The following is a 13,935-nucleotide window of genomic DNA, read 5'->3' as shown; positions in this document are numbered from 1 at the left end:
TTTGCAAATGTGTTTTGATGTCAGGAATAGGAATGCTGTCTTTCATCCTCCCGTTTGGGTCCCCTTGACCGTTTGCGGTATCCTGCGAACACAATGGCTGCGATCACAATGATGATGAACAGCACCCTGAGTACGGCGTGCTCCGCAAAGAACGCTTCAAGCCGGCGTTCCTCTGTGATCATGTTGGAAGCCGTATAACCAAGCACGATGGCTCCGAGATAGATGATCCAAGGGAATCGGTTGATCAGCTTGATGAACAGCGTACTGCCCCAAACGACAATGGGCACGCTGATCAGCAAACCCATAATGACGAGCACCAGATGCTGCTGGGCGGCACCGGCTACCGCAATCACGTTGTCCAGACCCATGGCGGCATCGGCGATGATAATGGTTCGGACGGCAGTCCATAAGGAGCTTCCGGCTTTGATGTCGGCATGCTCCTCGCCTTGGTCTGCCAGCAATTTATAAGCGATCCAGATGAGCATTAGTCCGCCGATCAGCAGCAGCCAAGGAATTTGCAGCAGCCATAATACAACAATCGTTGCCAAAATACGTATCAGAAGGGCTCCGCCCGTTCCGTAAAGAATCGCCTTTTTTTGCACGGAAGGATGCAAATTTCGAGCAGCGAGCCCAATGACGATGGCATTATCGCCCGCCAGAATCAGATCGATAAACACAACATTTAACAATGCAAGCCAAAATGCGGGACTAAACAGCTCCATCATCGTCACTCCTTCGATTAATCCATCCCTAAGCTTAAGCTTGTTCAATCGATAAGCATAGCATGGACAACTTTAACATACAAGTTAAGTGGGGGGATGAGAGACGTGGATACATTGTGGATGCTGATGGAAATATTGATGATCAATCTGGTATTAAGCGGAGATAATGCGGTAGTCATAGCCATGGCCAGCAAAGACCTTCCATTGAATCAGCGTAAACAGGCAGTATGGTGGGGCGCGTTCGGCGCTGTCATTCTACGCTGTGCATTGACTTTTGTGGCGGTCATGCTGTTAGGCATTCCTTTCATTCAAGCAGCAGGAGGGCTGCTGCTGTTGTGGATCTCGGTGAAGCTGCTCCTGCAAAATGAAGATGAAGTGGAAGTCAAGGGGGCCTCGACGACATGGAAGGCCATTCAAACGATTCTGGTTGCCGATTTTGTCATGAGCCTGGACAATGTGCTCGCCATCGCGGCGATCTCGGACGGTGATCTGGCGCTTACGGTTATCGGGATCGCGATCAGCATTCCGATCGTAATCTGGGGCAGCGGCCTGATTGTGGGGTTGTTGAAACGATATCCGATATTGGTATTTGCGGGTTCAGGCATTCTGGCCTATACCGCCGGAGAAATGGTGATGAGCGATCCGAAGCTGGGACAGTGGTTACACGGATTGACTGCAGAAGCGCATACGCTGCTGCCGGTCGCCATGGCTTGCCTTGTTATTGCGATTGGAGGAGCTCACCGCTTTGTACGGAAAAATGTATAGTTCCTCATGTCATTCTGCCGTAGAGCAGAATAAAATATATGCTGCCCTGTGTCCTCGGTATATCGTAGGAAAGCCAAGCCGCCCAACACGGGCGGCTTTCTAAATGTATAAAAATCGATTGTAAAAGGGATCCTGATCCATATGGATAAAATTTGAAAAGGCTGAGGAATGAACACAAAAGAGGCCACCATTAGCGACATACGGTATAGTTTTTTGCGCAAACATGGGCTACACTTATAGTAAGCTGCGTGCTTTGGCCACGTATGGAACATCGGCTGCTCTACATTTCTACATGCATCAAACGGGATAAGAGGTGATATTGGTTGAAAAAGCGAAACGAAAAAGCGATCGGTATATTCATTGTTGCTGCAGGTCTCATTATTTTATTAGGGCAGTTGGGGGTTTTTGGATTCATTGGCCGGCATTTCTGGCCGCTGCTCATTTTGTTGCCGGGAATCGCGCTGCATGCCATGTACTACATGCGCCTAGCCCCGGCTTGGTCGCTCGTTCCGGCAGGGACCCTGACGGTATACGGCCTATTGTTTGGAATTACAAATACGTGGGGTGCGGGGTTGATGGGAAGACTGTGGCCCGTCCTGCTGCTCGGCGTTGCGATCGGATTGCTGGAGTATGCGATGGTTGATCGCCGCAGACCGCCGGAAGTGCTCACGGCTGCTTTTATCCTGGGCGGTATATCCATCATATTGCTGGCATTCACTTTGCTGCATTCCGGAATCATCTATGTGCTTGCCGTGCTTCTCATCCTTGGTGGAATATGGTTGCTGCTCGGTCGCGGGAACGGAAGGCAGCGAAAAGGCTGGTAGCCATTCACAGGGATGGCGAAGGCGAAATATCTTGATTTTTACTTATGATCAACTATAATAAAAGGGTTAGGACACGCGTCGGGACATCACCGACGCTTATTTTGTGAGTAACCTGCGAACCTGTGGGAAGTTTAGTAGATAAGATAAAGAATTGAATTTGGAAAGGATATGGATACAAACCATGCATTCAAGAGAACACATTCGCAATATTGCGATTATTGCCCACGTCGACCACGGGAAAACGACGCTTGTCGACAAATTGCTGCAACAGTCCGGTATTTTCCGTGACCATGAAACGTTACAGGAGCGCGCCATGGACTCCAACGACTTGGAGCGCGAACGCGGTATTACGATTTTGGCCAAAAACACAGCCATTACTTATAAAGACTATCTCATCAACATCGTGGACACACCTGGACACGCCGACTTTGGCGGCGAGGTAGAGCGGATCATGAAAATGGTCGATGGCGTACTGCTCGTTGTAGATGCTTACGAAGGCTGCATGCCGCAAACGAAATTCGTTTTGCGCAAAGCGCTGGAGCACAACTTGACGCCGATCGTCATCGTGAACAAAATCGACCGTCCTGCCGCACGTCCGGCGGAAGTCATCGATGAAGTGCTTGACCTGTTCATCGAGCTGGGCGCGAACGACGATCAACTGGAGTTCCCGGTTGTTTATGCTTCGGCATTGAACGGTACATCCAGCATGGAAGATGACCCTGCCAAGCAAGATGACAATATGATGGCGATTTACGATACGATCGTAAGCCACATTCCTTACCCAACGGAGAACGTGGAAGAGCCGCTGCAATTCCTCGTTACACTGATGGATTATAACGAATACCTGGGCCGTATCGCGATCGGCCGCGTGAACCGCGGAGTGATCAAGCAAGGCCAAGCGGTTACCGTCATTATGCGTGACGGCAAGAGCAAATCTGCGCGCATCGAGAAACTGTTCGGCTTCCAAGGCCTCAAACGTGTTGAGATCGAAGAAGCCGGAGCAGGGGATATCGTTGCGATCGCAGGGATCAAGGACATCAATATCGGTGAAACGATCGCAGATCCAAACCAACCTGAAGCGCTGCCGGTTCTGAAAATCGATGAGCCGACCCTGCAAATGACGTTCCTCGTGAACAACAGTCCTTTTGCAGGCCGCGAAGGTAAATGGGTGACTTCCCGTAAACTGCGTGAACGTTTGCTGAAAGAATTGGAAACCGACGTGTCCCTTCGCGTTGAAGATACCGACAGTCCGGATGCATTTGTCGTTTCCGGACGCGGTGAGCTTCACCTGGGGATTCTGATCGAAAACATGCGCCGCGAAGGATATGAGCTTCAAGTATCCAAACCGGAAGTTATCGTCAAAGAAATCGACGGCAAAAAAATGGAGCCGGTTGAACGCCTGTTGATCGACATTCCGGAAGACAGCATGGGTGCCGTTATGGAAAGCCTGGGCTCGCGCAAAGCGGAAATGGTAAACATGGTCAACACGGGCAACGGTCAAGTTCGCCTCGAATTCTTGATTCCTGCACGCGGCCTGATTGGATACCGTACCAACTTCCTGACGCTGACTCGCGGTTATGGCGTAATGAACCATGCGTTCGACAGCTATGCTCCACTGATCGGCGGTCAAGTGGGCGGCCGTCACCAAGGCGTATTGATCTCGACGGAGAATGGTACAACGACGTTCTACGGCATGATCGGCGTCGAAGATCGCGGAACGCTCTTCCTGGAGCCGGGAACCGAGGTTTACGAAGGCATGATCGTCGGTGAGCACACGCGTGACAACGACATCGTGGTTAACATTTGCAAAGAAAAACAATTGACCAACGTCCGTTCCGCAACCAAAGACGATACCGTAAAAATGAAGACGCCAATGATCTTCTCCCTGGAGCAGGCACTTGAATATTTGAACGATGACGAGTATTGTGAAATTACGCCGAAATCTGTTCGTCTGCGCAAAAAGATCTTGAATAAGAGCGAGCGCGAGCGTGCCGAGAAACAACGCAAAATGGCACAAAATAACGCTTAAGCCTGACCAAAATAAAATAATAAGTTAATGTTTGATGGTGGGTTCACAAAGAAGGTGCTTCTTCCTGCAAAAGTAGTGAAGGGAGCGGGATCGATTCTGTAGAAGCATAACGAAGGTCGGAAGAACGACCCGCAACCGGAACGGCCACTTGGCAGGCAGATGCACCGGGTTTTGACTCATCAGCAATGTGTTTAACTTATATCACCCAAGCATGATTTGCGAAAGGAGCTGGCTATGCATGCAAGCATGGTTCGCGTCACACCCGATCGTAGCCTACATCGTCATCTTTGTGCTGATTACTTACGTGTATAACAAGGTGTTTCGGGTTCGTCAGAAATTACCGCTCGTTAAGGAAATCTTTCTGTATATTTTGATGGCGATGGGCACATTCATGCTTCTTGTTTTTCAGATCGACAAGCTGCCGATCATCCAGTGCCTGCTTGTGGCCGTAGGATTGATGCTGCTTGTGCGGATCAGGTATTTTATCGAAGGCCGACAAAAGAAAAAAGCGGAATCCACCGCACGTAATTCATGACATATGCCCGTATATACTTCCGTTTTCCTTCGGGGAAACGGTTGTCTTTTTAAAGGCAAAAAACAGATGTGATAAAGGTGTTGAGGATATGAACTCGAATTCGAACGGGCTTCCTCCGCGAAGGAAGGCAGCCGGAACAACAAGCCCTTCCGGATCGAATAACGGAAAGAAAAAGCCGCCCAAGAAGAAACGGAAACGTACCTTTGCCAAAGTTGTATTGAGCTTGCTTTTCATCTGCATCATTGCAGGCGGAGGATACTTGTATTGGATCTATAATCAAGTTGCCCACACCGGAATTGACAAACCTGTGCCTTCCGGCATGGAAGCTCAAAGCAAACCGTTGACGATGCTTCTGCTGGGTACCGATAATCGCCCGGAGACCGGAACCTATCTGTCAGACGTGGTGATGGTTGCAGCGATGAATCCGGCTACCAAAACGGCCACCATTGTTTCCCTGCCTCGCGATACACGCATCGTCCTGGATGGATATAAAAGCAACAAACTGAATGCTTATTATCCAAGATTCAAGGCACAGGAAAAAACAAGCGGCAAAAAGGCCGAGGACCAGATGAAGGACATGATGAGCAAATATCTGGATGTCGATATCAATTACGCAACAGTCTTGAATTTCCAGGCATTTCGGGATGGCGTGGATGCGGTCGGCGGCGTGGATGTCACGGTGGACAAAAACATGTGTTACCGCGATACGGCAGATGGAACGGATATTAATCTCGTGGCAGGCCCGCAACATTTGGATGGCAAAAAGGCCCTGGATTTTGTACGTTACCGGAAATCGAATTGCAGCCCGAAAACGGCGGAATCGAATGATTTTGACCGCAATCAACGTCAAAATCAGGTGCTGAATTCCATGCTTGACCAGCTGAAATCGTTAGGTGGCATAACGAAGATTAGCAAAGTGATCGGTGCGATCGATAACAACATGACCACCGACGTGGAATCCGACCAGATGAAAAATCTGATTGCAACCTACTGGAATATTTCCAAAGAAGACGTGCATTACACGCCGGTGACCGGCGAATGGAAAAGCCCTTATGTTTATATCAATGAGACGGAGCTGGCAAATGCCAAACAAGCCTTGAAAGATACCCTTGAAGGCAAGGTGACCGCCGCTTCGAAATCGGAATAGACTGCACGGTAGGGATTGGAAGCTTGATCTATCGTATGTTATAATATCTTTAATCATCAAGCTCCAAAGCACTTGCAACATGCACATCTGCATTTGAAGGTGGCCTAGCGTGATTCTATTAATACGGGTTCTATAGCAATCCATTTATCAATGGAATGAACAAAGCATGGCATGATGAGGTTGGGGAGGCTGGTTCGATGTCTGAAGCTGTCACACAATTGACTGAATCCCTTTTGCAGCAATTCAAAAGCGAGACGTTTGTGCTGCTGGCTACCGTTGATGCGGAATCCGGCGGACCCACGTCAAGCGTAATCTCCTGGATTTATGCGGAGAATGCTTCTACGCTTCGTATTGCCCTTGACCATCGTTCCCGTCTGGTGAACAATATCATCCGCAACCCGGCGATTACCGTTACCGTTTTTGGAGAAAGCACGATATACGCCATCAACGGTCGTGCCTCGGTGAGACAAGATCCGCTGCAAGAGGTTCCGTTCAACATGTGCTGTTTCGACATTTCCATCGAAGCGGTACGTAATGCTCTTTTTTATGGAGCCGAATTGGCCTCCGTACCTCAATATGTCAAAATATATGATCAAAGAGCTGCAGAGAAACTCGATCAGCAGGTCTTTGCTGCCATGAAAAAAGCCTAGTGAGAGATCACTGGGCTTTTTGTTGCTTTCTGTCAGAAGAATGCAGTTGCTGCATATGTCGTTCCGTATTGACGTTTTCATTCGGATTTTGGCGTACTTTGACGTCTTTGGGCAATTGGGGGATGATTCGGCCGACGATGTCCGAAAGCTCTGATGCAAAACCGGATACCGGATTGCCTTTGCGGATATGCTCTCCGATTTCTTTGATTCGTTCGGAGACATCCGCATCTGCGGTTACGATGGAATCGACGCCCTCCGGATCTTTGCGCAATGCTTCGGCCACGGAATATTTAATCGTACCGACCCGTGCCCGATCAAGCTTGCCATCCACATCGATGCCGACAATGGCCGTATTGCCGAAAATGACGCAATTGGCATCACGTACCCCTTCGACCTTCTTGGCCAACGTTTTCAGATGAGTGATGCGTTGTTCATGGGGCATTTTGCCCGTTTGGTTTACGTTTTCGGCCTCACGGACGGTTTGGCTTGGTCTTTCATTGGCACGGTTCGTGTTTGCGGATTCCATCCGACGATTTTCAGTATTGAGACTGTGGGCTCCTCCCTGGAGATCTTGCCGAGTTGCTGCACGTTCACGGGTATTCGTGTTGTTCTCCTGCGAAGCACTGCGTGTGGTTGTGCTGCAACCTGTAAGTATAAAGATCAGAAGCAGCGCGCAAATCCAACCTTTCATGAATGTTCATCCTTTCCTGTAGTTTTTCAGAATGGTTGACAATTATTTTGTCCTACACGAATACATTTATGTATGGGAGGATGATTGTCCATGCCGCTGCTGAAAGATCAACCGATCTACGCCTTTAACGACGCCGCTTTGGAGGGGATTGAATGAAAAAGATTTTTGTATTGGATACCAACGTGCTTTTGCATGACCCCAATGCCATATTTGCCTTTGAGGAACATGAGGTCATCATTCCCGCGGTTGTGCTTGAGGAGATTGACTCCAAAAAAAGAAATGCTGACGAAATTGGCCGTAATGCCAGAAACGTGTCCAGGTTGCTGGATGGTTTGCGCGAGTTAGGACACTTGCATAGCGGGGTGCCGCTTGGCAGCGGAGGCAGTCTCAAAGTGGAACTGAATCATCGCAGCTTCGTTAAGGTGCAGGAAATGTTCGGCGAGATATCCAACGATAATCGGATTTTGGCGGTTGCGCTGAATTATCAGATCGAAGAAAACGAAAAGGAGAATGCAGAGACTCAGGTGGTCCTGGTCAGCAAAGACGTGCTTGTTCGCATCAAGGCCGATGTACTCGGACTGGTCACTCAGGATTACTTGTCGGATCGGACAGCGGGGCCGAGCGAGCTTTATTCGGGTTATACAACGCTTAAAGTCCATCCGTCGGTAATCGATGAGTTTTACACATATCGTTTCTTGCCGATTAAGCCGCTGCAATTGCCTTATATGCTATATCCCAACGAGTTTGTGATTCTCAAGGACGAGATGGGAACCAACAAATCGGCGTTGCTTAAAGTGAACGGAGAAGGAACCCGGCTTGAACCGCTGTATTTGAGCAATGATAATGTGTGGGGAATTGTGGCCCGAAATGCACAACAGCGCATGGCCCTGGAATTGCTTTTGAACGACGATATTCCTCTGGTAACCATTACCGGCAAGGCGGGAACAGGGAAGACGCTGCTCGCTTTGGCAGCCGGATTGCTCAAGGTGGAGGATGACCATAAATACAAAAAGCTGTTGATTGCTCGTCCCGTTGTTCCCATGGGCAAGGATATCGGTTATTTGCCGGGAGAAAAGGAAGAGAAGCTGCGTCCATGGATGCAGCCGATCTATGATAATTTGGAATTTCTTTTCGATACCAAAAAAGCCGGCGATATCGACAAAATATTGATGGGGCTTGGCAGCATCCAAGTTGAGGCGTTAACGTATATTCGCGGACGGTCCATTCCCGGACAGTTCATCATTGTGGATGAAGCACAGAACTTGTCGAGGCATGAAGTGAAAACGATCGTATCACGCGTCGGCGAAGGCAGCAAAATCATATTGATGGGGGATCCGGAACAGATTGACCACCCCTATCTTGATTCGGCAAGCAATGGACTGACGTATGTAGTAGAACGGTTCAAACAGGAGGGAATCAGCGGGCACATCATGCTTGAAAAAGGAGAGCGCTCCAAGCTGGCCCAACTCGCTGCTGATCTGCTGTAATCGGATGACATGGAACTATTTCCCGGAAAATGATTGGTCCAAACCGGCTCCTAGAGCCGGTTTTTTGCTGAAAAAAGATCGAATGGATATTGGACAGAACGCGTTATGCTCAAAGTATGGCAAAAAGCCGGAAGGCTGTTTTTTAGCATCAATAGGACAATAGCATCATTTTTTTGTTACAATGAATGTTGCAGGAAAAACTAGGCATTGAGGGGGAGAATATTTAATGAAGCGGAGACATCAAGTGGTTTTGTTCGCCGTACTGCTGCTGTCGCTGACTATTTTGTCCCCGAGCTTTGATTTTCGAGGTACGCCATTGAATCCGGAAAAGAAACAGGAGGAAGATTCTTTTCCAGGGTCCTCATCCAGAAACGAGGAGCAGCAAGCACCGGTAGAAATCGTTGTTTCCATGTCTTCAGAGGATTTCAAGCCATTTCAAGAAATCGCCAAGCAGGTTGCGGAATTGCAGCATATAGAGATTCAGCTCCGAAATGTAGAACCAGATACATATAAACAGGTTTTAAATCAAGAGTTTGCGCTGGGAGAAGGCGGAGACGTCATTTTGATGGACAATGCAGAGGTGCAGCATTATGCCAAACGGGGGAATTTATATCCTCTAAATGGCACGTCTTTGGCCAAATCGGCGGGAGACACCGTTCTGCGCTTTAGGAAGAGTGCCGAGTGGAATGGCTATCAATGGGCAATGCCTTTTGATTTTGATGCATATGTTGTGGCATCCAGACCGTTCCTTATCAACAAAGCAGGACTGGATTCCCCCTTGCTCACCGCGGAGCAATGGAATGCATTTGTAAAAGGAAGGGGGGCATCGAGCCAGGAAAAGCTGCTCGGATTGGATGCAAGCGATCCATTTGCGATCAGTGCGTGGCTGAATCAGATCCATCCAAAGCTTGTTCCGACTCGGATGAATCCTGCCAACTGGGCCGAACCCAACAAAGAAGAACGGGAAGCGCTGCAATTATTAAACACGATGCCAAAATATGTTGTAACTTTCGATGGAAACGAAACTTCAGCAACTGCAGCGAATCCGGATCAGCTTCCGATGGTTGTCACATCATTGGCACAGTGGAAGAAAGGGAGCGAAGCGTCCAAGAAGGGGGGCGGAATCCTGGGAAGCCAGGATTCCAAGGCGTCCGTCACGCTGGCCGGACTTGCCATGGTTCATTCCAGAAGCTTCGTAATTACAGCCGGTTCATCCGTTTCCGAACATGCCAGCAAATGGATTGAAGGCATGACATCCGTTATCATTCAAGCCGAATGGTCCAGCCGTACAGGCCGAATGCCTGCCAGGCAGGAGCAATTGGATGCAGAAATGGAAATGCTCAAAAACCAATTTAAGTTAACGAACGGAGAAACATGGGGCAAGGGAGAAAGCATGCACGAAATCGGCGAATCCCAGCTGCACGATTACAGTACGAGTATGGAACAGCTGTTCCGGGGAAAACTAAAGGCCGAACAGTACGTGAAACGTATTTTGGAAATTCACGCGAACGGGTCAGAATGAGATGGCGAGCTTCACTTCAAGAACACCTTTGCTGGTCGATACCTCCGTGGCTTTGACGAAGGATAGAATCTTCTGGGGATAGAAACCAAGATCGAATTCACGTTCCAACATGCGGCGGGTTGTATCGGGCAGTTCGAACTGGTTAAATACCAGTTTGTTCACATGAAATCGGATGGAATTTTGTGGCTCGTTTTCAACCGTGTAATGACCCTCGATGCTTAACTGCAGTTCGTCACGCTGTCCCGCGGCCGTAATCTTGTTCTCGTCAAACTGAAAAGCAAAGTTTTCAAAAATCGGATCTTGTTCGCGCAAAAATGCATTAAGTTCATCCTGCCCGATTCGAATCGTGTACGTCGTTCCTGTCGTGGAGATCCCCCCATTTTGCTCCTGGATGAACTGCGGCAGATTTTGCATGGCCGCTGCGAGCGCCTTGAAGTAACGTTTGACTTCATAAATGCCGATGTTTTCCCAGTAATTCGTCAATTCCTCCATCAGCTTCTGAATGGCCGCAGCATTATCGCTTTTGGCCAACTCGCCATCCACCTCGTTTTGAAGCGCGGCAACGCGTTTCCGCTGGTTCTGCAAACCGGCTTTTAAAACGTTTAATTCGTCGGTGGTTTCGGCAATCCGCAGGGAGGTTTGCAGCATGCTGTCATACCTTTCCTGGTATTTGTCGAGAACCGCCCGATCCCTGCCAATAATGATCTGATAATAATCATATAATACGAATAAATCCTTCAGCGATCTGGCACCCAAGACGGCCATAAGCAGGCTATCGCGTTCCCCCATATAATAGGACCTGACCACTTCCCCGGCCCGATCCTGTTGAATATGTATCTCGTTTTCCTGTTCCCGAAGCTGAACCTGCAGTAGTTGTTGCTCCTGGCCGAGCTGCTGCTGCCGTTCCTCGATCCGTTCAATCTCATGGTCAATCTCGACGATCGACAGGCTTTTTTGCAGCAGGGCGCGAGTTTCCTCAGGGGAGTAATCTTCTCCATAAACATAGGTCGATGTAAGTTGTATGCATAACAAGGCACAGACCAGGGCAGCAATGGCGGATCGACCCTTCACCAGTTCATTCTCCTCTCTGTGTGAATAGTTTCATCGTACAAGCTTCAAGTCCTGAGAACAATATATGAAACCGAAAGCGGAATTATCCTCAATAAAAGCTGGCTGCTTCGTAGCGATGGTATGGAAATATTCTAAACGTACGTCAACAAACGGCAAAAAAGCAACCCGGCAGCAGCCGGATTGCTTGCATGATGGCGGATTAAAGCGGCAGTCCCATCTGGAATACGGTCCAATAGCTGAAACCGGTGAACGTTACGATCATATATCCCCAGAAGAGCAAGATGTATGTTCTCTCGGTAAATTTCAAATATCCCAAAATGACGAAAAACGCAGTCTGCAGGAAAAACAGCAAAGCCATTTCAACGAGATCTCCAGCAAAGGCCATGAGGCCAATGGTCAGCGTGAAGAAGCCGAGTACCCGAAACATGCGTGCCACGGTTAGTCCTCCTCTCTATGTACGTTCATAGATATACTTCCTCAACATTATACCGTTAAAGGAAATTCGTGTAAACCTAAACGGGCATGAAAGCGAATTCTTTTCGGTCGGTGACAAGTTATATTTCACCCTGTTTTCATATGTTACGTATGGAGGCTAATAAATGTGGAAATACATTTTAGTATGAAATCAATTCTATGAACTCTATGAGAGGCATATGAATGAGTAAAGCAGCTTTTATGTCTGAATTCACACGACGGGCATCGGCTGGTGAATGGTTATTATGGATGTTGTTAGGAGGGTATATAGCATGACTGCAGTTAGACAGGATGCGTGGAGTACAGAAGATGATTTGATCTTGGCGGAGGTGACGCTGAGGCATATTCGCGAAGGTAGTACCCAGCTCGCAGCTTTTGAGGAAGTGGGCGAAAAAATCGGCAGGACTTCTGCCGCTTGCGGATTTCGCTGGAACAGCTGTGTGCGCAAGAAATATGAGTCTGCCATCAGCAATGCCAAGGCGCAGCGCCAGAAACGGAGCTATCTCCGGAAACAGCCTGCCGTGCATGGCCCGCAAGTGGCCGCAATAGCGCCGATGGATACGGAAGAGAATGCGTATCAGACGGATGGAGTATCCGAAGAATCCCTATCGATGGATGCAGTCATTCGTTACTTGAGGCAATGGAAAGGGACAGTCCAGGAAACCAGCCGCCAGTTGAAGATGTTGGAGAAGGAACTGCGCGAAAAAGAAGACGAGTTAATGGAGCTTCGATTGGAGAATGACAGGCTGTCCAAAGAAGTCAGTGAAGTACAGACCGATTATCGTGTGGTGAACGACGATTACAAAGCATTGATCCAGATCATGGATCGTGCGCGCAGGCTTGCTTTTTTGTCCGAAGAAGAAGAAGAAATCAAGACTCGCTTCAAAATGGATGCCAATGGAAATTTGGAGCGGATTGAGTAGTTCGTGAATGATTCTGGACTACTCATTTGAGCCAGCCCGTCACATCTCCGTTACAAACGGCGGATCAGACGGGTTTTTTGTTTCGTATTTTTGTTCTATTATAGATAGAAGAAAGGCATGATGAACGAAAAAAGAGGTGTCGCATGATTATTGATATTATCGGGGCTGGGGCACTAGGCCTGCTGTTTGGAACCAAGCTCCAAGCCGTACGGCACCAAGTCCGGTTTTGGACAAGAACGGAAGAGCAGTCGAAGCAGCTGCGCGCTCAAGGAATTCGGGCCCTCGAATCTGGCGGCGCCGTGCACGTGCTTTCACCGGAAAACGTCCAAGCACAGCCGATTTCCGGGCTTCTTGATGAATGGAATCGTGCTCCGGGCGATTGGCTGTTTCTAATGGTCAAGCAGACGGGAATGGATGAAGCGATTCAAAGCATGGACGGTCTACAAACCAAGCCGGTGAACGTAATTTGTTTTCAGAACGGATTGGGACATATCGAAAAACTGGAAAAGGCGTTTCCTTCTTGGCGAATATTCAGCGCAGTCACGACCGAAGGGGCAAAACGCGATGGCGGGGATGTGCATCGTGCAGGGCATGGCCAAACTTGGATTGGCGAAAGCAAGGATGCCCGTGGAAATCAGTCGGCGAATGTCGGCCGAAGTTCGGCGGCGGATGTAGCCCTGATGCTGTGCCAGGCAGGATTTGACGGGATTGCGTCGAATCAAATCGAGAGGATGGTTCACAGAAAATGGATGATCAATGCGGTCATCAATCCGCTAACGGCATTGTGGAGAATACCGAACGGTGAACTGCTGTCGCGTGAGGAACGCATTGCTGTCATGCGCCAGCTGTATGATGAAGGAATGAACATTCTTGCTGCAGCAGGAATCGAAACGGACCCGGACTGGTGGGAACAGATCCTTTCCGTATGTCGATCGACGGCTTCCAATACCTCTTCGATGCTGGCAGATGTTCAATCCGGGCGCCGCACTGAAATTGAATCGATCAACGGCCAGTTCGTCATGCTTGCCCAGCGTTACGGTTTGCCGGCTCCGATGCATGAAACGATGTATCGCCTGATTGAAGGCATGTAAACGG

At 48.9% G+C, this 13,935-nt stretch carries 14 protein-coding genes; 10 read left to right on the top strand and 4 right to left on the bottom strand.

Annotated elements, in window-relative coordinates:
• Nucleotides 1-20: 20 nt before the first annotated feature.
• Nucleotides 21-722: a TerC family protein gene (locus SNR34_RS22125; RefSeq protein ID WP_343261721.1), complete on the bottom strand. Its 702-nt coding sequence runs from the start codon at nucleotides 720-722 to the stop codon at nucleotides 21-23.
• Between the two features lie 105 nt (nucleotides 723-827).
• Here SNR34_RS22125 and SNR34_RS22120 point away from each other — a divergent pair, with 105 nt between their 5' ends.
• The 6 genes from SNR34_RS22120 to SNR34_RS22095 all read left to right on the top strand — a co-directional run bounded on the left by SNR34_RS22120 (nucleotide 828) and on the right by SNR34_RS22095 (nucleotide 6,672).
• Entirely contained in the window at nucleotides 828-1,487 is a 660-nt protein-coding gene (locus SNR34_RS22120) for a TerC family protein (protein ID WP_236416654.1), read from the top strand.
• Nucleotides 1,488-1,810: 323 nt separating this feature from the next.
• A complete protein-coding gene (locus SNR34_RS22115; protein WP_343261720.1) occupies nucleotides 1,811-2,311 on the top strand; it encodes a hypothetical protein in 501 nt (166 codons plus the stop codon).
• 181 nt (nucleotides 2,312-2,492) lie between these two features.
• Nucleotides 2,493-4,340 (top strand): translational GTPase TypA, encoded by a 1,848-nt coding sequence (gene typA / locus SNR34_RS22110; protein WP_236416652.1) that lies wholly within the window; start codon nucleotides 2,493-2,495, stop codon nucleotides 4,338-4,340.
• Nucleotides 4,341-4,578: 238 nt separating this feature from the next.
• A complete protein-coding gene (locus SNR34_RS22105; protein ID WP_236416651.1) occupies nucleotides 4,579-4,875 on the top strand; it encodes a YlaH-like family protein in 297 nt (98 codons plus the stop codon).
• Between the two features lie 88 nt (nucleotides 4,876-4,963).
• Entirely contained in the window at nucleotides 4,964-6,022 is a 1,059-nt protein-coding gene (locus SNR34_RS22100; protein WP_236416650.1) for an LCP family protein, read from the top strand.
• Nucleotides 6,023-6,219: 197 nt separating this feature from the next.
• Nucleotides 6,220-6,672, top strand: a complete 453-nt coding sequence (locus SNR34_RS22095; RefSeq protein WP_236416649.1) for a pyridoxamine 5'-phosphate oxidase family protein — start codon at nucleotides 6,220-6,222, stop codon at nucleotides 6,670-6,672.
• A gap of 7 nt (nucleotides 6,673-6,679) precedes the next feature.
• Here the strand turns inward: SNR34_RS22095 and SNR34_RS22090 are convergent, their stop codons facing one another.
• Entirely contained in the window at nucleotides 6,680-7,363 is a 684-nt protein-coding gene (locus SNR34_RS22090) for a YhcN/YlaJ family sporulation lipoprotein (protein WP_486180179.1), read from the bottom strand.
• Between the two features lie 152 nt (nucleotides 7,364-7,515).
• Here SNR34_RS22090 and SNR34_RS22085 point away from each other — a divergent pair, with 152 nt between their 5' ends.
• Entirely contained in the window at nucleotides 7,516-8,850 is a 1,335-nt protein-coding gene (locus tag SNR34_RS22085) for a PhoH family protein (RefSeq protein ID WP_343261718.1), read from the top strand.
• A 226-nt stretch (nucleotides 8,851-9,076) separates the two neighbouring features.
• On the top strand, nucleotides 9,077-10,372 hold the full coding sequence (locus SNR34_RS22080) for an ABC transporter substrate-binding protein (RefSeq protein ID WP_486180178.1): 1,296 nt from the start codon (nucleotides 9,077-9,079) through the stop codon (nucleotides 10,370-10,372).
• Here the strand turns inward: SNR34_RS22080 and SNR34_RS22075 are convergent.
• Nucleotides 10,364-11,443 (bottom strand): hypothetical protein, encoded by a 1,080-nt coding sequence (locus tag SNR34_RS22075; protein WP_486180177.1) that lies wholly within the window; start codon nucleotides 11,441-11,443, stop codon nucleotides 10,364-10,366. The genes SNR34_RS22080 and SNR34_RS22075 overlap by 9 nt on opposite strands.
• A 199-nt stretch (nucleotides 11,444-11,642) precedes the next feature.
• A complete protein-coding gene (locus SNR34_RS22070; RefSeq protein WP_095289941.1) occupies nucleotides 11,643-11,879 on the bottom strand; it encodes a DUF2626 domain-containing protein in 237 nt (78 codons plus the stop codon).
• 310 nt (nucleotides 11,880-12,189) lie between these two features.
• Between SNR34_RS22070 and SNR34_RS22065 the strand changes: the two genes are divergently transcribed.
• Together SNR34_RS22065 and SNR34_RS22060 are read left to right on the top strand one after the other, a co-directional pair.
• Nucleotides 12,190-12,840, top strand: a complete 651-nt coding sequence (locus SNR34_RS22065; protein WP_339273852.1) for an RsfA family transcriptional regulator — start codon at nucleotides 12,190-12,192, stop codon at nucleotides 12,838-12,840.
• A gap of 143 nt (nucleotides 12,841-12,983) precedes the next feature.
• Nucleotides 12,984-13,931 carry a ketopantoate reductase family protein gene (locus SNR34_RS22060; protein WP_486180176.1) on the top strand — a complete coding sequence of 316 codons (948 nt, stop codon included), beginning with the start codon at nucleotides 12,984-12,986 and terminating at the stop codon, nucleotides 13,929-13,931.
• Nucleotides 13,932-13,935: the final 4 nt, after the last annotated feature.

The sequence above is a fragment of the Paenibacillus sp. XP01 genome, from assembly GCF_057364885.1.
This window is presented reverse-complemented; position numbering and strand designations above follow the sequence as displayed.

Bases quoted from the DNA above. Each gene is read 5' to 3' on its own strand.
- SNR34_RS22080 (WP_486180178.1), top strand. From the start codon at position 9,077: ATGAAGCGGAGACATCAAGTGGTTTTGTTCGCCGTACTGCTGCTGTCG.
- SNR34_RS22125 (WP_343261721.1), bottom strand. From the start codon at position 722: ATGGAGCTGTTTAGTCCCGCATTTTGGCTTGCATTGTTAAATGTTGTG.
- SNR34_RS22085 (WP_343261718.1), top strand. From the start codon at position 7,516: ATGAAAAAGATTTTTGTATTGGATACCAACGTGCTTTTGCATGACCCC.
- SNR34_RS22060 (WP_486180176.1), top strand. From the start codon at position 12,984: ATGATTATTGATATTATCGGGGCTGGGGCACTAGGCCTGCTGTTTGGA.
- SNR34_RS22095 (WP_236416649.1), top strand. From the start codon at position 6,220: ATGTCTGAAGCTGTCACACAATTGACTGAATCCCTTTTGCAGCAATTC.
- SNR34_RS22105 (WP_236416651.1), top strand. From the start codon at position 4,579: ATGCAAGCATGGTTCGCGTCACACCCGATCGTAGCCTACATCGTCATC.
- typA (WP_236416652.1), top strand. From the start codon at position 2,493: ATGCATTCAAGAGAACACATTCGCAATATTGCGATTATTGCCCACGTC.
- SNR34_RS22100 (WP_236416650.1), top strand. From the start codon at position 4,964: ATGAACTCGAATTCGAACGGGCTTCCTCCGCGAAGGAAGGCAGCCGGA.
- SNR34_RS22065 (WP_339273852.1), top strand. From the start codon at position 12,190: ATGACTGCAGTTAGACAGGATGCGTGGAGTACAGAAGATGATTTGATC.
- SNR34_RS22090 (WP_486180179.1), bottom strand. From the start codon at position 7,363: ATGAAAGGTTGGATTTGCGCGCTGCTTCTGATCTTTATACTTACAGGT.